The organism is Colwellia sp. BRX8-4 (assembly GCF_014077345.1).
GTDB lineage: Bacteria > Pseudomonadota > Gammaproteobacteria > Enterobacterales > Alteromonadaceae > Colwellia_A.
In genome coordinates this window covers 140,973-163,412 of sequence record NZ_JACGVS010000003.1, presented here as the reverse complement: position 1 = coordinate 163,412, position 22,440 = coordinate 140,973, and the positions used below count along the sequence as shown (strand labels likewise).

Genomic DNA, 22,440 nt, shown 5'->3' with positions numbered 1-22,440 from the left:
GCGACTACATGGATATGTTAAGCTCAAGCAAATTGAGAGCGAATCTATTTTAAAACCCTTATAAAAAGGATTTTATGGACAAATCGCCGTAACCGAAAAGTTTGTGGAAAACTTGCAAATAGGATCTATTTAATGAGATTTTTAACCACCCTTTCTATCCGATCTAAGTTAGTCATTGCCATGTTAATGGCCGTTATCATATCGACCAGTATTGTTGGCTTTGTTGGCCACTCAAAAGCCAAAGAACTGCTTATATCCAGACTACAACAATCAGATTTACCTAATCTCCTACTGCGCGTTCGTAATGCAGTCGACGGTGAAATTTCTGAAATGAAAGTGTTAACAAAATCTATTGCCACTAACCCTTTTCTACTTGATTGGATAGAGTCTGGTGCCAGCAAAGATAATGAAGCTAACGTTATTAGCATGCTGAGTAACATCGCTAAAGATAACAATTTAAGTAATGCTTCCTTCGCCGATCGAAAAACAGCTAAATATTGGAACCAAGATGGCTTTCTTCGTGTTCTCAAAGATGACAGTCTTGATGGTTGGTTTTTTGCATTTACCAATAGTAATAAAGAAGAGTCGGCAAGTACCTACGCTTATCCGAATGGTAATGTAGATGTTTTTATCAACTATCAACAACTTAATGGACGAGGTGTTTCTGGATTATCTAAATCATTTAATGACATGGTTAGTTACCTAAACAGCTTTAAAATTGAAGAGTCAGGTTTAGTGTATCTTGTTGATCACTCGGGGTTGGTAAAAATTCATCAAGATAAAGCAAAAAGTGAAAAGGCGAACTTGACTGATATATATAAAGATATAAATTTTCAAACGCTGTTATCAAAAGAACAATTTTCTTTTCAAGAAACAGAAAGTTTAATCGTGGCGACAAGCTATATCTCAAGTTTGGGTTGGTATGTTGTTGCAGAAGTGCCAAAGGCTGAATTGTACTTAGCGTTGAACGAGTCACGAAATTATATGCTGATTTGGTTTGCCATTATTGTCGTAGTGTTTATTTTGATCAGTATCATTTTTGCAAAAAGTTTAACGCAACCTATCAATGACCTCGCTGGATTATTTAAAGCCTTGGGGGATGGTGAAGGCGACCTTAGTTACCGACTCAGTGAAAGCGGCAGCGAAGAAGTCTCACGTTTGGCCCATGGTTTTAATACTTTTATCAGTAAAATACACTCGGTAGTTAATGATGTCGCTAAAACATCAAAAGATGTCCGCCAAGCATCGTTAGATGTTTCCCAAGATGCAGAGCAGTCAAAACTCGATGCTGAAGGTCAGCGTGACATCGCCACACAAGTTGCAACGGCTATTAGTGAAATGGGTTCAACCATTACAGAAATTGCAGCAAACGCCGCACATGCGGCTGACTCGACCAGCGAAGCGATAACCCAAGCTAAAAATGCACAAGTTGTTGTTAAAGAATCAACTGAGAATATTTACCAGATGGCACAAAATATGGATTCTGTGTCTGTTACCATTGAATCTTTAGCGAATAAAAGCAACGCTATTAGCAGTGTGCTTGATGTTATACGAGGAATTTCAGAGCAAACAAATTTACTGGCATTAAATGCCGCGATTGAGGCTGCTCGTGCAGGCGAACAAGGTCGTGGTTTTGCGGTGGTCGCTGATGAAGTTCGTAACTTAGCGAAGCGCACCAGTGAGTCCACTGATGAAATTAATAAAATGATCAACCTTTTGCAATCAGAGTCTCAGCGAGCCGTTGATAGCGTGAGGGAAAGCAAAGTGACCGCCGAAGTTGGCGCAACGGATGCTCAACAGACAACAGAGGCACTTGAGGAAATTGTTGCTAATATTCAGCTCATTTCAGATCTAAATACTCAGGTGGCCACAGCAACAGAAGAGCAAGCAGCCGTTGTCGGTGAAATTAATATTCACGTTCATACGATAAGCGATAGCACAGAAAACAGTGCGCAAATATCAACCCGTATAGCCTCTTCAAGTGAATCACTTACTGCAATGGCGATGAACCTTGATAGCTTGGTCAAACGCTTTAAAATATAAGGGAAAGGTTAATGGCTTGGGTGAATAAGGGATTTTCAATCATTTAGTCTTTAATTTGACCAATAAAATAAAACCCAACAATTTTGACCAAGCAATATTTACTAACAAAATCCTTGGGTTATTACTTTTATTAACAGTTAAACTTTAACGAAAACTAAGCAACAGCATTGTTTTTGTTAATGTTTATAACCTCGTTTGGATAAATATTTTTCATCACTAACTTAGGCGTACGGTCGACTTTAAAGAGTCCCCAATGTTTTTCAGGTTCTAATTTATCAGGAGATCCTTTCCATGGTTCATCAAAGGCTTCAAAGACAAAGGTCAGTATTTTTTCTTCTGTCGTCCAAGCAAGTAGTTGCTGATAATATTCTGCCTGTAGTACTTCGTTAGCATTCCAAGGCTCTATGCCCCGTCCATTTGATGCCGTTGTCCAACCCGCTTCGGTAATTATCACCGGTTTGTCAGGATAATGATGGGCAACACTGTAATAATTTTGTTTGGTATATTCGAGTGCATCTTCCATCGTTCTATATTCCCAGGCAGGGTAAGTATGAATGGAAATAAAATCTAGTTCAGCAACCAAGGGCTCAAGTTTGTATGTCCAAGGGACATAGTTTTCACAAAAAGTTACCGGTTGATGAATTTCTTTTTTAATTTGTTTTACATAGTTTACTAAACTATCAACAGGTACCATATGGTCTGTCCATTCGACACTCGCTTCATTGCCGACAGAAACTGAAAATACGATATCATCATACTTTTTGGTAAGTGCGATCATACTATGAATTTCATCACAATTTTTCTGACGATTAGCATTAATAACTTCTTGACTAAAATCAGCGCCCCAAGGACAGTTAGGGTTACTCATTTCTGCTGCCATATCGACGCCTAGCATTACTTTGAAATGCAGTTTTTCAGTTTTAATAACATCAAGAACAAGTTCGGCGTGTGGTCCACAATCGTAAAGTCGAAGGTAGCTCCAGTTTTTTTTCAAAATAAGTAAGTCTTCTTTAACTTCATTATAACTTGGGTAAAGACCTTCTCTTGGATTTTGCCCGTCACGATAGCCAGAATAACAAATAGCATTTTCATGAAGCAATTTCATCGAACTGATTGTTGCTATTTTATCACTGTGTTTTTTAAACATACTTTAATTTCCCGTTTTTATCCCAAAGACCCCAATGCGCGCCAACACCGCCTTCATCTTTAACTTTCCAAACCTCATCAAATGATGAAAAATAGAAGACCGCTATATTTTCTTCTTCTGCCCACTGATAAGTACCTAAAAAGTACTTAATGGCGTTTTCATAAGATGGCACAGCACCCCACTCTGCTGGACCTTCATTCGGCCAGCCAGTTTCAGTGATAATAACTTTTTTACCCTTGCCAGCTTTAATAGCACGGCGATACATGTCTTTCATGTAAAGAATGGAGTACTCAAGGGCACAGCCTTCCCAAAAAGGATAACAATTCGCTAAGATCAAGTCGCAGGCGTCGGTAACCTTGGGATGTTCTTCAAATTCATAGTAAGCGTCAACATAGCCTACTTCGATACCCGGTAATGCTGCTTTTACACGATTAATGTAAGCGATTAATTGTCCTTCACTTAAGTCTTCACGCAGTAGGACTTCATTGCCAACGGCAACAATATCGGCATAACCTTGTTGTGCAACCGCTATCAGGTTGTTGATTTCTTTCTCATTATTTTCTAAATCATCATCTAGCCACGCACCGACTAAGGTTTTTAAACCTTGCTGCTTTGCTATCTTGGGGATATTTTCATTACCATCAGTACAAGAAAAAGAACGGATCCAGTTAATACTAGGAGAAATAATCGCCATACGTGCCGATATCTGTGCCTCGCTTATCTTAGTGCCTGGCCCTTGCCCTTCGGTATAAGGGCTAAAGGAAATACCATGAATTTTATTATCAAGTACCCCATTAACAGCACTTTGTAAGTCTTCTCTAGAAGAATGACCAAGATTCATTCCAGCCAATGACATATGCTTATTGTATTTACTCGACATGCTCGTCTCCGATAACCATCGTTATATATAATTGACGGGGTATTGATACCCCGTCTTTAATCAAACAACCAAAAAAATTATGCTAAATAATGATTAATAGAATAAATTATCAGTTGATATCGTTAAGGTTAATTGCTGTATTTGACCGCTTCTAAGAAACAGCTCAGTGCTCTCTTTAGCAGGTAAACTCAACGCTGAAAATGTGTGCTGTTTACCGTCTTTATAAGTCACCATTAACGAAGGTTCAACTTCATCGTTAAGCTGGTAAACAATTGGAACCTGACACCAAGTAAAGGCGAGTCCCATTGCTGGCACCGTTATTTCTTGCCAATTTTTGTTAACATCTAGGTAGCGAAATGGCTTGGCTTGTTGAATAAATTCACATGATTGCAATAAGCTTGGTTCAAACGAGACAACGCCTGCGTTAACGCGAAGACCTAACTCGCCAAAACGTGAAAGTATTTCTTCTTTCACTTGTCCGGTCATACCCGGTTGTTGCGCACCCGAATGTTTAGGGGTATGAGAGTATGGGTCCATTGGAAATGCCCCATATTCAAGTGGCGTTTTGTTAAAACCAATACCGTCACGAACTCGATAGTATAAACTGGCAATTTGTCGCCTTACCTCGTCACTTTCACCTTGATCAACACAGTTAAAAAAGTTTTCTTCTACCGCTAACATCAGCTTAGAAACCATGTGCCAATAGATACAGCCCAATCCTTCAAAACCAAACATACCACCAGAGCGGCCAGTAAAAGCTTGATGATTAAAGGTTTGCTCATAAAGATCAAAAATCGCTGTTTTATCAGTTGTCAGTGCTTGAGGATATTCTTGACTAAGCTCTGTTAATTTATCTTGTAGAACATTGCTATTAGTAATATCAGCATTGAAGCGATATTGACCATCAATATCTTGCAAAATGACACGTTCATCAGCCTGTTTAAGCATCTGTTGCAGCGAAGTGTTTTCTTGTACCTGCTGGGCATCAACACAATTTTTTTCTAAAAAGCTTGGTAGCTTTCTATCGGGGTAAAGCATAAAACTTTTTTGATCGGGGCGATAAACATCACTCGCAAAAAGCGCTTCGAGTACATCAACCACTTGTTTTGGTTTAAGTGCACCAGAACTTAAGGCAGCAACCTGTCCTTCGAGCATTGGGTACAGATTTTTAACCTTGGAGGTCTTATTTTCTAGGCTCAATAAATTATAAGCGTTATATAATCCGTCGGCGCGTTCATTGGTCTCAATCGTATGTTCAATCGCTTGTAGGGCATCACTTAACATCGCACTGATCTGACTAATCTGCTGATGCGTCTTACCACTAAAACCTTCTTGGCTATAAATAGCTTGACGGTAATGGCTTGCTGCCATGCCTAGTTCTGCAGTACTTTGATAGCGTACCTCAGCAGTTACTGGCTCAGGGGTTAACGTTGAAACTAAATATGTTAATGCGTTTGCCGTATCAGTCAACCATAAGTTAACTTCAATAGACAACTCAACATCTTGTGTTTCATTAGCAATTAACTCTTGGAAAAAACAAACATAACGACGCAAGTAACATAAGGTCACCATAGATAAACCTTGCCCAACTAAAGCATTGTTTGCATCATTCCACTCGGGTCTTTGGGTATTTAACCAAATGCCGCCATCAACCACTAAATTACCCAATTTAGACAATAAGGGCACTAATAATTTTTCCAACAAGTTAACTTGATAAACATCACCCTTGGCGTCAAGGACCAGTTTGCCATCAGCCCCCATTGTTTTAACACGTTGCTCAATGTTAAGCGCGAGCGACTCATCATAGGTGACGGTGCTTTTAGCATCTTTAACCAAGTCATCAAATGGCTTAATGCGATAAGGCACATTGGCATAACTGAAAAGTGTTTGGCGCAGCATCGCAGTCAATTTTTCTGGGTGAAATTGCTTCGACAGCTCAAGCATCTTTTGTAAGTAAATTATTTGATGATCACCCCAATAGCCAATATAGCTCCACGGGTCATCAGGTTCTTCTACTTCCCAGTCGATGCCTTCTTTGGTAATTCTATAAGGATTATAACCATCCATCGTCGAAGCATTAACAAACTTGGCAACAACACTTTCAATAAATTGCGGGTAGCTATACGTTAATGCCTCCCAGTTTTGAAAAATATCTCGCCAATTTCCTTGGTAAGTTAACAAACGCTTATTGTTTTCATCCACTAATTTAATAGCGAACTGGTTCCATGGACGACTCGGATCGCCATGACGACGACCAAATGAAATAGGTAAATATTCAGAAGCTAAGCGCTCAAGTTGGCTATCGCCAGACGTTTTAATTTCTGTCAGTAATTCCACAAAATCTAACTTTTCCGGCAAACTGTCTAACAGCGCTTGATTGCGTTGATAAACCTTATGGTTAAATAAATTAATCGTCTTGGTAAAGTCATCTGCAGAGATCTGATACTGATCGTCAAAAATACCACCACGCAAGGCATTAAATAAAACATTAGCATAGTGATGCTCGGCAACACTCTCTTCACCCGTTAATTGAAAACCATCAACAGAAGCCATAATACGTGCTAATTCATCAGAGCCATTCGCTATAGAATCGTTGATATTATCGTCAAGTTTATTTCGTTCGCCTAGCTGACGACGCAAGACAACAGATTGACTTTGAGTCTGCTCAATATTAGCAATAAATTGCCATTTTTTATCACTGTGCGGCTTAAGTTCAAGGGTAGTATTCACTAAATATGCGCCACGAATACCTCGCTTTGTTGTTTCCTGTTCAACCTGTTCGCCACGTCGAAAAGCACTTAATTGCTCAGATGAGAGTAAAATATTAGTGTTATCTAAACCAAGGCAAAAAACCGTATTCGCTTTTAATGACTCACAAGGCTCTGCTCTATCGGTGATGCCCGAAAACAAAGTAAAAAAGGCAAGACCTGAACTTTCATCTAACTCGGTCCACTTATAGGCATCAACTAAATTACTTGAATTTGTTTGCGTAAAGCGAGGTGTACCTGCAGGTAATACATTCTGAAAACCATCAATAATTTCAACACTTAAAGGTTTATCTGATAAGTTCTCTAATTCACATTTTCTTACAAAACCATAGGTGTCGCTCGTTGCCCAGGTATAGCGAAAGGCTAACTGCAAATCATTATGAATTTCTTCAAAACACAGTTTATTGCCTAATACGTTCTTGTATAAGTTTCTGGTGATATTAAAACGAAGTTCATGCTCACGATTAAAGGGTTCCCAATCAACCTTTTCACTACCCGTATCAACACGTAATAGGGTTTTACACCCCGTATTTAACTCACTTTCATGAATTTTGTCTACGGTAATATAAGGAAATAAAGGCGTCTCTGGCGATACACGCCCTGCGGTTAATCCACCCGTTGATGAAACGAATAGCCAATGGTCACTATTAGAAATAACGCTAACAAAAAAAGGAGCCATCTTATTAACATTGTTAATGGCATAAAAACGTTCGTCAGCGATAGTGACAAATTCACCGGTCACTTGATTGTTGTGGGTATTACATATTTTCATTTTTAATTCCTACCTAAACTCAAGGTACTTTACTGTTCTAAATAATTGAATAAATTGATAGATGAATGTTTAAATTCATCTATTTCTAAAATTTACGGTTTACTGATTTAAAGGTTTAAATATTCTGACAAAGTCAACTTCCATTGATACCGGAAAAATACTGTCATCTATGGGTCCACCTGCTTTGCCCCACATACCGCCAATCGCAAGATTTAGAATAACGTGGTAAGGATGATCGTAAGGCCAAGCGCGCCAGCCGCTAGATTCATTGCTATAAAAGAAATAAGGCACATTATCAAACAATACGGTAATACTCTCTGGCGTCCACTCAACGGAGTAAAGATGAAAGGCTTTTTCAACATCTTGACCTTCGATACTGCCCTTTCGTTGTTCCCAATTCGCCCAATAATAAGCTTTATTATGTACGGTGCCATGAATGGTTTGCATGTCGTAACCAACGTGTTCCATGATGTCTATTTCACCCGAGTTAGGCCAAGCATCACAGGTTGCACTGCCTTGCCAATCGTCGTTTTCTTGACAGGTGCTTGAATATTTAAAAGGATCACTAGGTAACATCCAAATAGCTGACCAAGTGCCTTGCCCTGCCGGTAACTTAGCTCTAACGTCGACACGGCCGTAAAGAAAATCGCCTTTACCTTGTGAGTGAATACGGCCAGAGGTATATTTTGCATCATCTAAATTTTCTTTATAGGCGGTGATCACTAAATTACCGTCTTTTACATGGACATTTTTGAGGTTATCGGTATAAGTTTGATCTTCACTATTCACCTTACGAGCAGGCCAAATATCATAACTCCATTTATTTGGATCTGGCTTACCTTGATAATTAAATTCATCACTCCAAACTAATTGCCATTGCTTTGACTCAATTTCTTTTTTACGGACAATTAGGGCACTAAGGATTGGCTGCCCGTTGATCGCTTCAAAGTTTATATCTAGCTGTCCATCGGTCACTTCAACATTATAAACAGCTCGTGCTAAGGCCGAGATATGCTTACCATCTCGAGCAAGCCTGACATTTAAATCGCTAATAACCAGCTTGTCCTCAGCAAAAACATTGAAGACTCGGGCATCCATAGCAGTATCTTCAGGTTCAGCAAATTTAAAAATGATATCGTATTGGCCATTTTCCATGGGTTGCTTGATGCCAATATTACCAAAGCGAAAAGATTGATAAATAAAACCATCTTGTGAGCCTTTGATATTTTCAATCGTACCTATATCACCGGTAGTTATCGATTGATCTGCTTGATAGCTTATACCGTCAACGCCAACATATTCACTACCACCAACATTAATTGCCCAGACTACCGTGTTATTTTTTTCACTATGATCACTTTGCTTGTCCCCCTGATGAGCAGAAGCTAAATGAGAATCATCGGACTGATAACTTTCATCGTCGCTTATCAGTGCTCGGCCAATAAGTAATACGGGGATCAAGATTAAGACCAAGACCAGCAATGATTTTTTGTTACTTTGTTTATTCTTCATGGTATTGAAGCTCCAAGTTCATAACGCCATCTCAGCTACGTAGCGTTATTTATTAGCAATATTGAGAGCAACAATAAGGGAACTAGAATGTATCGCAATCAAAACAAGGCAAGATGGACTAGCCTTGCGGTAAAAACGACACATCTGACATAGCGGCTAAGCCCCGTGAGTCTTTAAGACTAAATGTATTTGTTCAACTTTTTCTTTGTTAAGCACATACTTTCGCATGACCCAAGCTACAAGTATTGAACCTAATGCGGGGTAAACAGTGAATGATAGTAAAATCCCCTCTTTAGCTGTTTCTGTTTGTTCAACGTCTGCTTGATAGCCATAATAAGCCAGTAACCAACCGGCGAAAGCGCCACCAAAAGCGACACCTAATTTGATAAAAAACACCACCGAAGAATAGACCATGCCGGTTATGCGAACACCCGTTTTCCAATGACCATAATCAATGGTGTCAGCCATCTTTGCCCACAACAAAGGCGTTGCCATTTGTAAAAAGAAGCTCCATAAAAAAAACAAAGCAAAGGCGGTGGTCACTTGATCTTTGGGGACAAAATAACTGATCACACAGATAAAAGCGGCGATGAGCTGTAAACTAATATAAGCCTTAATCTTGCAGACTCTTTTCGCAAGAGCTTGAGCACAAGCGCAGCCTAAAATGCTACCAATCATGCCCAGCGACATAAATAAAGTAATTTGCGCTTCGAGACCGAGCACATATTTCACATAATATATCGCTAATGTGGCTCTTAATACTTGGCCTGTTAATAAAAATAAACCTGCCAGCGACAATATTCGCCATTGATCATTTTGCCACAGTGCTTTTAAATCGTCGAAAAGGGATGTTTGCTGATTTTCAGGTACGCAAACACGTTCTTTAGTACCACTAAAACATAATAGAAACATCGCCACACCTAAAAGGCTCATCGCGACCATAGTGAGCTGATACCCTTTGGCTTTATCACCATCACCAAAATACTCGACTAAAGGCAAAGTGCCTGCGGCAACAATTAAACCACCGAGCATCCCTAAGACGAATCGATAGGTTTGTACTGATACGCGTTCAGCGGGCTGCGTCGTTAAAACACCACCTAACGCTGAATATGGGATATTAATTGCGGTATAGACCATCATTAACAAGGTATAAGTAACAAAGGCGTATATAACCTTAGCGTTACCCGTCAAGTCTGGCGTAGTAAATGCCATAATAGAAATAATGCCAAACGGCACAGCGAGCCAAAGTAGATAAGGTCGAAATTGTCCAAAACGTGTTTTAGTACGGTCAGCAAGTGCCCCCATCAGCGGATCTGTTATCGCGTCAAATAAACGCACCACTAAAAACATAGTGCCAACAACAGCTGGCGAAATACCCACCACATCAGTATAAAAAATCAACAGGAACATCATTACCGTTTGGAAAATAATATTACTGGCGGTATCACCTAAGCCATAAGCAATTTTTTCGCGAATTGTTAACATAAAACGTCTCTTTTGATTATTAACTCAACTAACGAGCTTATACACATAAGGTTATAAAATAAAAAACCTATAAACAAAAAAGGCCTATATCGCAAAACAATATAGGCCTATTAATTGAAACTCACTAGATTACAGGTTTACTTAAAGCTGTAACGAACACCTACAGTATATCTAGTACCGTATTGTCTAGCGGATAAAAACTGCTCTTCGTAACGACCAAAAGATTGCTCAGTTTCGTTATTAAGATTTAACCCTTCAACAAATACCGTAAAGTTTTCATCAATGTCATAGTTAATACTCATATCGACTTGACCAAACTCTTTAGCAAATTGTGGTGGCGCATCAGAAGAACCTTGAGCTTGTCCTACACCGATAAGGTATTCGTCACGCCAAGCGTAAGTGACTTTTACTGACAAACCTTCTTTTTCATAGAACAATTGAAAGTTAGCCGAATCACTTAAACCGGTTAGTGGTGTTTGCGGCTCTAAATCAGCAACACTATCAACTTTAGTTATGTCCTCAACATCGAATTTAACATCACCATCAACAAAGGTCGCATTAGCACCGAAACCAAAACCACTCTCGCCAAAAAAATGTTGAACAGCGACTTCTATGCCGTCAACCATCTTGTCATCAGGAGCATTGAATGGACGGGTAATATCCCATTGCATTAAAGGATCATCACCTGCTGGTTCAATAAAGCCTTGAGCGTTTAACGTCGCTCCGTTAGCTTGCATTTGTGCAAAAATTTCATCACTGGTTGGCGTGCCACCAAGGTCAGATACCGCTTGATTCCAACGTGGTCCCTGATAAATATCACGCATATCATCAACTGATGTCGTTATTGTTTGGCTACTAATAAAATTCTTTACATCTTTTCTAAAGTAACCAATAGCAGCATAACTGCCTTCTGCGTAATAATATTCTAAAGAAATATCAAGGTTAGTAGACTCATAAGGGTCAAGATTAGTGTTACCTTCACCACCTATACGAGAGTTAGGACGCGTACTTGCCCCTAATGAACGGCCACCAGCTAAGCTGCCTAAAGGAGCACGAGCTATCGTTTTCCCCCAAGATGCACGGGCAACAAGTTCCTCGCTAAGATCAATTTTGGCATCAATCATAGGTAAAAAGACGTCATGCTCACCTTCAAGCGATAAAATAGTATTTTCACCTGGTTGATATTGAGTAAGCCACTCACTGCCACCTTTCCACCAAACTTCGGTAGGTATAGGTTGCAAGACATTACTAGTTACATCGGTTTGCTCATATCTAAAACCAACATTCACCTGCACGGGTAATTCAGCAACTTCAAATTCAAATAAAGACGACGCATAAACACTCGTTGTATCTTCATCTACTGAAGATTGTGATTGAACACTACCAGGGCGGTAAGCATCGGTACTAAAAAAGTCGTCGCCTAATACATCACTGTTTAAATAAGACGTTGAACGAGCAACCGCTTCATCAAAGTCAAAACTATAATAGTATCCAGCACCCATAGGGTTGTCGCCATTTGAAAATTCATCCAAAAAGCCATCGGTTGTATTGTACTCAAACATGCCATCAGGAAATGCCGCTGAATAATTGGGGTTAAACAAGAAACCACCAATCAAACCACTCCATGAACGTGAGCCACCCATGGTTTGCTCAGTACGAGCAATACCAAAATTAGCTGACTTTAATGGCGAGTCATCTGGATTTTCCCATGAACCATCGATTTGCAGTTGATCAATTTCAGACTTTCCAGGAGTATGCTCAAATTGGCTAAAATGTGAATCCATTTCACTAGGTGCAAGCGTTGTAGAGCCATTTTTCCAGAAGATTGTCCCTTGTGGAATATCACCTTGTCTGAAGTCATAATGTTTATTAACTAATTGATCTGAACCAAAAACTAATGATCCCGTGCCATTCATGCCTTTATCTTTGCCATTATCAGCTTTATTTTCTGAACTATGGTAATCGACTGAAAAAACAAAGTCATCTGACGGTCGCCATTCAACATTAAAACCTAATGAGCTTTCATTCGTTTCAGTTGTATTTCGATTGGCAGTATAAGAACCATCGTTACCAGACAAGTCGGCAAAAATAACTGTACCATTTTCATCTAATTCGTAAGCATCAATGTTGCCACCAAAATCGTGCCATTGACCCCAACCAATAGAATTAGTGCCCGTGGTTGACTCTCCCATCGTATAATCAAGTGTCATAATCACACTTTCAATAGGCGCATATTGGAAAGTAACATTGGCATTAGTTCTTTCACGCTCAACATTAGCAATACCATAGTTCATATCACGAGGGAAAAAAGCACCCGCTGCCGCATTTGCATCACGATTATCAATGACTTTGTCATCATCTAAAGTCGGAAGCTGTGCGTCTGGCTGAAACTGCCAACCTTGAATATTTGCCGATTGTTGTTGAAAGTCACGTTGTTGATGAGAGAACGACAAAGCAAAACCAAAGGTGTCATCAGCAAAAGTATTACTGTATAAGCCTGAAAATTCTGGTGTTACATCATCACCTTCAACATTAGACGAGTCATAAATGCCTTTTCCTGAAAGAACAAATTTCTCACCTGGGCTAGCAAAAGGCTTCATGGTAATAATATTAACTGTCGCGCCAAGACCACCACTTGGGTTTTCTGCACGCGCAGTTTTATGTACTTCGATAGCACTAACACCATCAGAAGATAAATTTTCTAAACTGTATGAACGTGAATTACCCGTACCCGGCATTTGACGACCGTTAAGTGTAATTAGGTTAAACTCTGGACCAAAACCACGCACGGTGATCTGGCTGCCTTCGCCATTAGAACGACTGACCGAAACACCGGTAATACGTTGTAATGACTCGGCTAAGTTAGTGTCTGGAAATTTACCCATATCTTCAGCAGATATGACGTCGACAACGCCAGAAGCGTTTCTTTTTACTGACATAGAGCGAGACAAACTGCTCATGATACCAGTCACTTGAATAACTTCTATCGCAGCGTCTTTTTCACTATTATTGACTTTATCTGTTACTGCTTCTTCGGCATAAAGCTGACTGCTCAAACCGGTTGCTAAAACCGCTGATATACAAACGGCTAGGCGCTTTTTATTAAAAATTGAATGTTTCATGGTTACCCTACTTTCTTAAAATTAGTTTTAATGACGGCGGCTGTTTAAAGCCGCTCAACCTTTGCTAATATCGTGGTTACAGTGCCGTTATCATCACATTGTCAAGACGAAAAACAGCCCCTTCTCCAGTTCCCCAAGCAGGGAAAATCATTAATACATCTATCTGACTAATATCCAAACCCGCATCAAATAATGTTTGTAGTGGGAATGTGTAGGTTTGCCATTCACCCGTAGTCGGTGCTTTTCCTTCTGTGCTGCCTGTTAAAGGAAGCTCTGCAAAAGTTTCGGCTTTATTTGACTCGATTTTAAACATCCAAACACTTGCCGCATCATTTGGTGGTGTAACAACTTTAACATCAAATTTCACCACACCGTTGGCTAAGATAGCTGATGCATCAACAAAAACGCCATCTTCAGCATCAAGCCCAACAACCGTTGGCTGTGAACCAATAACATATTCAGCCGTTACGCCATGCGCGGTATCATCGTTTTCAAGTGTTGGTGTTGTGCCACCACAACAATCCCACATTGACCAACCTGTAGCAGGTGCATCAGCAAATAAAACATCATTGTTGACAGTTGTTGCTGTTGGGTCATAAATTTTAACGTTATCTAAACGGTAAATAGCACCTTCGCCAGCACCCCATGCAGGGAAAACCATTAAGACATCAATCGCACTGACATCTAAACCAGCATTTGCTAAGTCAGATAAGTTAAAAGTATAGGTTTGCCATTGGTCTAGAGCAGGTGAAACACCTTCAACAGAGTCAGTTAACGGAAGTTCTGCGAAGGTCGCATTATTGTCTGCTTCAACTTTAAACATCCAAGCCGCATCACCAGGCATAGCCGTTACTTTCATTTCAAATTGAATTACACCGTTAGAAAGAATCGCAGAGGCATCAAATGGCGCAGGTGAATCTGTGTTATCAGCTCTTGAAATAAAGCCCATTACAGTTGGCTGACCACCGATAGAAAATTCAGCTACGTTACCGTGAGCATCATCGTCTAACTCAACAGTAGGCATAGAACCGCCACAACAATCCCACATTGGCCAGCTTGGATTTTCGTCATCGGTAAAGACCACTAATTCAGGCGCTCCACCAACGTCACCTTCAATCGCGATATTAGTAATTAAATATTCAGCACCTTCGCCTGTTTGCCAAGCTGGGAATATCATCACCACATCAATTGCACTAAGATCTAGACCTGCGTCTTGTAAGACTGATAATGGGAATGTATAAGTTTGCCATTGACCCACAACAGGATCTGCACCTTCATTACTGGTGTTAAGCGCAACATCGCCAGTATTAGGTCCGCCGTCACCGGCTTCGACTTTTAATAACCAAGTAGTCGCAGAAGATGGCGGGGTAACCACTTTCATTTCAAATGACAAAGTACCATTTAAATCAACTAATGGTGATGCATCAAATGGGCTAGACTCGCCAGAAAAATCATCGCCAAAATGTCCGCCTCGCGTTGAAAAACCTAATACGGTGCCATTGTTATCATTAATATTAAATTGAACAGCATCGCCTTTATCGGCATCAGCGATAATTGCAGGTGAAGTACCACCACAACAATCCCAAGCAATCCAGTTAGCATTTAAAGTACCGTTAAAAATATCTAGGTTTTTAGCAACACCATCACTTGGGGGCAATGGAACTGGCGCTTTACCTTCAACAAGACCATCTTCTAAACTATCGTAACCAGGTCTTACTGTTTCACAGCCTTTACCGGTATCAATATTTTGCTGACACTGGTAAACACGTACATAGTCAATTTCAAATTTGTTATCTGCACCAAAAGCTGTGGCATCAACACCTAAGTCATTAACATTTTCAGGCCAAGTGCCACCAACAGCAAAGTTAAGTACTAAATAAAATTCTTTGTCGTAAGGAGCCTTGCTCCAATAGGTTTTTAATTCACCCGATAATTGGTCGTAGTATTCAGTAAACCAACCTCGATGTGCTAAGCCTACTGCTTCATCTTTAGAGTTGTAGCGAATTTTGGATTGTCGCTGTGTTGCATATAAATGGTCATCCATGTACCAGCGAATTTCACCTTCTTGCCACTCAATGGCGTAAGTGTGAAAATCATCAGCTGGGTTAGCGCCACTTGCTAGGCTATAAGCTTGTCCTGATTGAGAATTGTTAGGCCAGCTTTTACCATAATGAAGTGTTCCGTAAACATGGTTTTCTGCGGTACCGTCTTCTCTCGCTACACCTAAGTTAACTGATTCAAAGATATCAATTTCACCCGAACGTGGCCATTCGCCATATTCTTCATCGGTAGGCATCATCCAAAATGCGGGCCAGCTACCTTGTCCTGAAGGCGCTTTTGCACGCATTTCCATACGTCCATATTTAAAATCGGCTTTGTAACGCGTCATCATACGTGCTGATGTGTAAGGTAAAGCGGCGCCCTCGGCTGCGGGTAAGGCTACAATGTTTAATATGCCATCTTGTATATATGAGTTTTCAGCGCTGTCGGTGTAACATTGTTTCTCTTGGTTACCACCACCGTCACAGTTAACTTCATGCGTCCAGTTTTGACTGTTTATTGTGCTTGCATCAAACTCATCATTCCACACCATTTTCCAATCAGAGACAGGTTGTTGTGGATCAATAATATCTGGTTTAGTTTCGGTGGCTGCACCACCACAGCCAGCAAGTCCTAACGTAACCGTTAGCCCTATTAACGCGGCCAAGCCTTGTGTTTTAAATTTAACACTGCTTTTAGTTTTCATGTCTTCTCCCCTAGAGATATCCAAATCAAATATTTATAATCATTTTTATAATGTCTATACGCTACTTTTATCTACAAAGCTCACGTGAATACAAATACAATCGTAAACAAAATACTGTTATTAACTAAATATCTTTTAGCACAACGATTTACTAATTAGCATTTAAATACGGTCAGATGGGATAGTGCAAAGTTGAAATGGACAAAACAGGGTCAAACGACTTTTTTTGATGACCTTTTTGGCTTTTATAATTACCGCTTTACTTGGGTTTTGTATTAAGAGGCTAATACAACTTTAAAGCAAGGTGAGTCATCATCTATATAATATGATAAAGACTAAGCTCAGTGCTCTCTTTACCCATTAGCTTTTTAATAATTAACACCAAAAAACACCCAATTGATAAGTGTTCAACCTTAGTATCTTGCCATCACACTAATAAATACTCCGCATTATTTCAAGGGTTGATTGCCCGATAAAATCGCCCATCACGTGTAAAACACCGCTAACAATTAGCGGATAAAAGCTATTATTTATCTCCTTACACCAACAAACCCGTACACTTTAAAGTCAAATCGCTCAATAAAAACCCAATTAAAGTGCAAAATTTAATAAAAACCCACTTGACCATGAAATTAGGGACGACTCACCGTTTCCTGATTGTTTGTATCACTTTTTACTGTAGTTTATTTTTGGCTTTTCTACGATTAATCTCAGTTAAATTTAACTAGAAATGCATCATAAAATAATAAAAGAAGAACAAGTTTGGCTATTTAATTAGCCAAGTGAGTACCTTCAACTAAGCAGCACGGCTGCTATATACAAACCTAAGTATAACGACACAAGCTTGGTTTTATATTGCCAATACTGCAAATAATCAAATGACAATTGAACAGTTTATAGGGGATCTAAATGACTAATATAAAAAATAAAAAAAGCTTCAACAAAAACATAATCGTCCTAAGCCTAGGTTTAGCTTTATCTGCATGTGGGGGAAGTTCAAGCGATGATAAAGTTGCTGACGTTATAGAAGTTAACTCCGCACCAACTATTAGCAGCACAGCGGTCACAACAATTGAATCAGGTTCCACTTATAGCTACTCACTAGTCGCTGCCGATGCCGATGGTGACACTTTAACAATGTCAGCCACAAATTTACCCGCTTGGTTAACGTTTGATAGTGCAACCGGAAGCTTAACGGGTACGCCAGCGGATAGTGATGCCGGAGATACGGCAATTACTTTAACCGTAAGTGATGGAACTGATGAAATCACTCAATCCTTTACTGTTTCAGTCACTGTTCAAGCACAAGCTAACAATGCTGCTGTTATTACAAGTACTGGCGTTACAAGTGCTACTGTTGGTGAGTCATACTCCTACACACTTATGGCAACCGATGCTGACAGCGATACATTGACAATGTCAACAACTGTCCCAGGCGCGCTTTCTTGGTTAACGTTTGATGACAGTACAGGCATATTGTCAGGCACACCGGCATCGGGTGATGTTGCTGCTACAGAAATCACCTTAACAGTGAATGATGGCACTGTAGATACAATGCAAACATTTACCATTACCGTTGCTGACGCTGCAGTTGAAAACACCCGTAATATGATTGCTTTTGAAGGTGCTGCAGAGACCTATGCTTTCAATAATTTTGATGGTGGCATGTCAACTGTGATGGCTAATCCACAAGCAATGGGCATAAATACCAGCAACCAAGTCGTAGAAATGCAAAAATTGGCTGGACAACCTTGGGGAGGCAGTACACTAACCTTGCCTACAGCATTAACCTTGGCTGCGGAAGATAACACCTTCACAATGAAAGTTTGGTCGGCGCGTGCAGTACCTGTGTTATTTAAACTTGAAGGCATTAATAAAGAAATATCAATGGATCATGCAGGCACTGGCTGGGAAAATCTTAGTTACGATTTTGCAGATGATGTAACCGGCGCCTTAGACAGCGTTACGGTAATATTTGATTTAGGCACTATGGGCGACGCAGAAGGAAACGCGGCAGATTGGACCTTTTATTATGACGAAATAACAACACCTGCAACCGCTGAAGAAGAAGTCGTAGTTGGTGGCTCTACAAGTACCACTGATTTTGAAGCTGATCCACAAAGCTACACCTTTAATGATTTTGATGGAGGTGCAGCCGTTGTGCTAGCCAACCCAGATGCAACGGGTATTAATACCAGCGCTCAAGTGGGTCAAATGACAAAATCTGCGGGCCAAACTTGGGGTGGTTCAACAATGACATTGGCTACACCAGCGGCAATTCCAGCTAATAGCATGATTACCATGAAAGTTTGGGCTTCGCGTGCTGTACCCGTTTTAGTTAAATTTGACGATATGGATGCAGAAAGAACAGCAAACCATACTGGTTCAGGATGGGAAGAGTTGAACTTTGATTTTACTGGCGCGACCAGTACAAGTGAAACCAGACTTACCCTAATTTTTGATAATGGCGTGATGGGCGATGCCGCGAGCGATGCCGCTAACTGGACTTTCTACTTTGATGATTTTACCACCCCTGCTGCTGAAGAAGTCTCTGCAGGTAACTTTGTTGCCGTTGGAACTCCATATGACTTTGAAGCCACAGGTTTAGGCAGTGATTTTGTTTGGGCGGTATTTGAAAATGATGATAACCCTGCACTCGAATTTGTTGCTAACCCGGCTTCATCAACAGTGAATGACTCAACAACAGTTGCTATGTTTACCGCTAGAATGGCAGGTCAGCCATGGGCTGGTACTGAAACAACGGCGGCCAATACCACACCATTTACGATGGACGCAACCAATAGCATTGTTAAAATAATGGTTTATAAGTCTGTTATCAGTGATGTGGCATTAAAGTTCTCTGTAGGCGCTGCGGCACAAGCAGAAATCAAGGTACCTAATACTAAAATCAATGAATGGGAAGAGCTTACTTTTGACTTTTCTAGCCGTATTGGTATGGCTGAAACCATTAATATTGACTCGGTAATAGTTTTCCCTGAATTTACTGACGGCAGAGCTGCAGATACCGTAAGCTATTTTGATAATATTACTTTCGGTCATAATGAATAGTGTTGATAAAAAAATAAAACTTAGCTTGTGTTTTAATTAGCTAAGTTTTACATTAATTGTTAGTAAAATAAAAAGGGTTCTGGTTTACATTGCTAAGCCCTTTTATCTCGTTTTAATAGACTTATTTGAATAAGCGGAGAGGTTTTATGAAAATATCAAAAATGTTACTCAAGAGTGAACTCGTGTTGAATATAGGATTTGGCTTAACCGTATTGTTAATTGGCAAAATAACCCTATATTTTATCGCCTAAGAAAAGCACTAAAGGTCGTACATAATGGACAAAGCCTTTAGTAACTTTTAAATAACTCCTTTTAATCTCCGCAAAAAAAATAGAATCTAGCGATGTAAAAATCTTTCAGCGATGATGACTCTTCCCAAAATAAACAGTAAACCCAATATTTTTACCGTCAGCTAAGATATAAAATTCATTACTTTATTAACAGATAACAGCTTAAATATTATTGACTCGTCTTTATCGCCCAATGAATATTAAGTGAAACTATAGCATTTATCAGCAAGTAGTCAGCGTTAGGCATTTAATGAAAGACTGACTTAATCAGTTCGCATTATCTCATCATTAATTTATTTAGTTTTAATTGAAAGTAAACCATCATCCAACACATCTCGTACTACTTAATAATAACTTCTCGACACTATTTATTAATAATAATTAATGTTGAGGAGAGAATAAAGTTATTCGAATAAGTGGAGAGATTTTATGAAAACACTAAAAATGTTACTCAAGAGTGAACTCGTGTTGAATATAGGATTTGGCTTAACCGTATTGTTAATTGGCAAAGTAACCCTATATTTTATCGCCTAAACAAAGCACTAAAGGTCGTACATAATGGACAAAACCTTTAGTAACTTTTGCTTAAATAGCGTAAACAGCCTATCTCTTTTATTGTTTTATCTGATAACCACTTTTAAATATCCAAGTAACCGCTAATAAGCAAAAAGCTAAAAAGCCACTCATCACAAAAAAGCTTGTTAGTAAACTTACGTCAGCCACTTCATAAAAACTCCATCGAAAGCCACTAATCAAATAAAAAACTGGGTTAAATTGCGTTACTGTTTGCCAAAACGGCGGCAGCATACTGACAGAATAAAAAGTGCCCCCTAAGAAAACCAAAGGCGTAATAACAATAAGTGGGATCACTTGTAGTTTCTCAAAATTATCTGCCCAGATGCCAATAATAAAACCAAACAAACTAAAGGTTATAGCGGTCATCACTAAAAAGAACAACATCCAAAATGGATGGGCTATTTCCAGAGGCACAAAGAAATGTGCTGTTGCTAGAATAATCAATGCTAGCAAAATGGATTTTGTCGCTGCCGCACCGACATAACCGAGCAGCACCTCAAAGGAAGATACCGGAGCAGAAAGTAGTTCATAAATAGTGCCGGTAAATTTAGGAAAATAAATACCAAATGAGGCGTTGGAAATACTTTGTGTTAACAGCGAGAGCATAATTAACCCAGGAACAATAAAAGCACCGTAGCTCACGCCATCTATTTCAGTAATTCGAGAGCCAATGGCAGAACCAAAAACAACGAAATAAAGTGACGTCGAAATCACTGGAGAAATAATACTTTGAAAAATAGTACGTTTAGTCCTGGCCATTTCAAACTTGTAAATAGCCGCAACAGCATAACGATTCATGTTTTTTCCCTTACTAATGAAACAAATATATCTTCTAACGAACTTTGATCTGTTTTGATATCTTTAAAGGCAATACCCGCTAATGACAATTGCTGAAGTAAAGCAGATATTCCTGTGTGTTCATTGGTGGTGTCGTAACTATAAATTAATTGCATCCCTTCATTTTGTAGCTGTAAATTGAAATCAGTCAATTGCGCAGGCATTTCAATTAACGGTTCTTTTAAATCGAGGATCAATTGCTTTTTACCCAATTGATTCATTAACGCTATTTTATCTTCAACTAAAATGAGCTGGCCGTTTTTGATCACACCAATACGGTCGGCTATTTCCTCAGCCTCTTCAATATAGTGTGTCGTTAAAATAATGGTGACACCGTCGTTGCGTAATTCTCTAACCAGTTGCCACATATCTTTGCGCAGCTCTACATCGACACCTGCGGTTGGTTCATCTAAAAACAAAATAGCAGGTTCATGAGAGAGCGCTTTAGCTATCATCACTCGTCGTTTCATACCACCGGATAACTCAATCATCTTGTTATCTTTTTTATCCCAAAGTGATAATGATTTTAGCGTTTTTTCTATAAAAGCTGGATTCGGTTTTTTGCCGAATAAACCTCGACTAAATGAAACTGTTGTCCATACTGTTTCAAAGGCGTCAGTGGTTAACTCTTGTGGTACTAAGCCAATAAGACTTCGGGTATGTCGGTAACCGGTGACGATATCTTTGCCATCAACGGTGATTTGCCCAGACGTGGCATCAACTATGCCGCAAATAGCACTGATCAGTGTAGTTTTACCTGCGCCGTTTGGTCCTAGCAAGGCAAAGATTTCAGCAGGTTTTATTGATAAGTTAATATTATTAAGTGCTTGAAAACCACCCGCATATACTTTGTTAACATCTGTGATTTTAATAATGGGTTGCAAGGTTATTTCTCATCAGTATTTGAATACTACTAAGGTATACGACATACCCTATTGATGGCTAGGAAAATCAATAAATTAGTTGCCCCGTTTTTGTATTAGCTGTATTCAGGTCTTGTTTGGCATAGCTAATATCAAACGCTTGGTTAGGTGTTACGCTAAAACGGGTTAAATAAAGTGAAATTTATATGAATAAATGTCGCTTGTTAACGTTTATATTTTTACTACTTTGTCATCATTGATTAACGTATCTGTAATCTTTATTTTATGCACTATACTGGTATAGAACAAAAAACAAGCAACTGACTTAGT

General features: G+C 39.5%; 11 protein-coding genes. 2 read left to right on the top strand and 9 right to left on the bottom strand.

Going from position 1 to position 22,440, the window contains the following annotated elements; translation table 11 throughout:
• Positions 1 to 132 precede the first annotated feature (132 nt).
• Entirely contained in the window at positions 133 to 2,043 is a 1,911-nt protein-coding gene (locus tag H4J56_RS04115; RefSeq protein ID WP_182214922.1) for a methyl-accepting chemotaxis protein, read from the top strand.
• A gap of 154 nt (positions 2,044 to 2,197) precedes the next feature.
• Here H4J56_RS04115 and H4J56_RS04110 read toward each other — a convergent pair whose 3' ends face one another.
• From H4J56_RS04110 to H4J56_RS04080, 7 genes are all read right to left on the bottom strand, one after another.
• Positions 2,198 to 3,190: a glycosyl hydrolase family 17 protein gene (locus tag H4J56_RS04110; protein ID WP_220465903.1), complete on the bottom strand. Its 993-nt coding sequence runs from the start codon at positions 3,188 to 3,190 to the stop codon at positions 2,198 to 2,200.
• The gene (locus tag H4J56_RS04105; RefSeq protein ID WP_182214921.1) at positions 3,183 to 4,070 is read right to left on the bottom strand and encodes a glycosyl hydrolase family 17 protein; all 888 of its coding nucleotides are present in this window, start codon (positions 4,068 to 4,070) and stop codon (positions 3,183 to 3,185) included. Before H4J56_RS04105 ends, H4J56_RS04110 begins: the two co-directional genes overlap by 8 nt.
• Before the next feature lie 93 nt (positions 4,071 to 4,163).
• Positions 4,164 to 7,610 carry a hypothetical protein gene (locus H4J56_RS04100; protein ID WP_182258927.1) on the bottom strand — a complete coding sequence of 1,149 codons (3,447 nt, stop codon included), beginning with the start codon at positions 7,608 to 7,610 and terminating at the stop codon, positions 4,164 to 4,166.
• A gap of 99 nt (positions 7,611 to 7,709) precedes the next feature.
• Positions 7,710 to 9,122: a malectin domain-containing carbohydrate-binding protein gene (locus H4J56_RS04095; protein ID WP_182258926.1), complete on the bottom strand. Its 1,413-nt coding sequence runs from the start codon at positions 9,120 to 9,122 to the stop codon at positions 7,710 to 7,712.
• 156 nt (positions 9,123 to 9,278) lie between these two features.
• Positions 9,279 to 10,607 carry a glycoside-pentoside-hexuronide (GPH):cation symporter gene (locus tag H4J56_RS04090; RefSeq protein ID WP_182258925.1) on the bottom strand — a complete coding sequence of 443 codons (1,329 nt, stop codon included), beginning with the start codon at positions 10,605 to 10,607 and terminating at the stop codon, positions 9,279 to 9,281.
• A gap of 137 nt (positions 10,608 to 10,744) precedes the next feature.
• Positions 10,745 to 13,729, bottom strand: a complete 2,985-nt coding sequence (locus tag H4J56_RS04085) for a TonB-dependent receptor (RefSeq protein WP_182258924.1) — start codon at positions 13,727 to 13,729, stop codon at positions 10,745 to 10,747.
• A gap of 76 nt (positions 13,730 to 13,805) precedes the next feature.
• Complete coding sequence (locus H4J56_RS04080) at positions 13,806 to 16,475, bottom strand: glycoside hydrolase family 16 protein (protein WP_182258923.1); 2,670 nt, start codon at positions 16,473 to 16,475, stop codon at positions 13,806 to 13,808.
• A 909-nt stretch (positions 16,476 to 17,384) separates the two neighbouring features.
• On the opposite strand from H4J56_RS04080, the gene H4J56_RS04075 reads away from it, so the two are divergent.
• Positions 17,385 to 19,544, top strand: a complete 2,160-nt coding sequence (locus H4J56_RS04075; RefSeq protein WP_182214910.1) for a putative Ig domain-containing protein — start codon at positions 17,385 to 17,387, stop codon at positions 19,542 to 19,544.
• A gap of 902 nt (positions 19,545 to 20,446) precedes the next feature.
• Here the strand turns inward: H4J56_RS04075 and H4J56_RS04070 are convergent.
• On the bottom strand, positions 20,447 to 21,208 hold the full coding sequence (locus H4J56_RS04070; RefSeq protein ID WP_070374125.1) for an ABC transporter permease: 762 nt from the start codon (positions 21,206 to 21,208) through the stop codon (positions 20,447 to 20,449).
• Entirely contained in the window at positions 21,205 to 22,131 is a 927-nt protein-coding gene (locus H4J56_RS04065; protein ID WP_182214908.1) for an ABC transporter ATP-binding protein, read from the bottom strand. The genes H4J56_RS04070 and H4J56_RS04065 overlap by 4 nt, the downstream gene beginning before the upstream one ends.
• Positions 22,132 to 22,440 lie beyond the last annotated feature (309 nt).

What these genes read in the sequence shown, in the direction of transcription:
- H4J56_RS04115 (WP_182214922.1), top strand. Translation starts at nt 133, where the DNA reads ATGAGATTTTTAACCACCCTTTCTATCCGATCTAAGTTAGTCATTGCC.
- H4J56_RS04110 (WP_220465903.1), bottom strand. Translation starts at nt 3,190, where the DNA reads ATGTTTAAAAAACACAGTGATAAAATAGCAACAATCAGTTCGATGAAA.
- H4J56_RS04105 (WP_182214921.1), bottom strand. Translation starts at nt 4,070, where the DNA reads ATGTCGAGTAAATACAATAAGCATATGTCATTGGCTGGAATGAATCTT.
- H4J56_RS04100 (WP_182258927.1), bottom strand. Translation starts at nt 7,610, where the DNA reads ATGAAAATATGTAATACCCACAACAATCAAGTGACCGGTGAATTTGTC.
- H4J56_RS04095 (WP_182258926.1), bottom strand. Translation starts at nt 9,122, where the DNA reads ATGAAGAATAAACAAAGTAACAAAAAATCATTGCTGGTCTTGGTCTTA.
- H4J56_RS04090 (WP_182258925.1), bottom strand. Translation starts at nt 10,607, where the DNA reads ATGTTAACAATTCGCGAAAAAATTGCTTATGGCTTAGGTGATACCGCC.
- H4J56_RS04085 (WP_182258924.1), bottom strand. Translation starts at nt 13,729, where the DNA reads ATGAAACATTCAATTTTTAATAAAAAGCGCCTAGCCGTTTGTATATCA.
- H4J56_RS04080 (WP_182258923.1), bottom strand. Translation starts at nt 16,475, where the DNA reads ATGAAAACTAAAAGCAGTGTTAAATTTAAAACACAAGGCTTGGCCGCG.
- H4J56_RS04075 (WP_182214910.1), top strand. Translation starts at nt 17,385, where the DNA reads ATGACTAATATAAAAAATAAAAAAAGCTTCAACAAAAACATAATCGTC.
- H4J56_RS04070 (WP_070374125.1), bottom strand. Translation starts at nt 21,208, where the DNA reads ATGAATCGTTATGCTGTTGCGGCTATTTACAAGTTTGAAATGGCCAGG.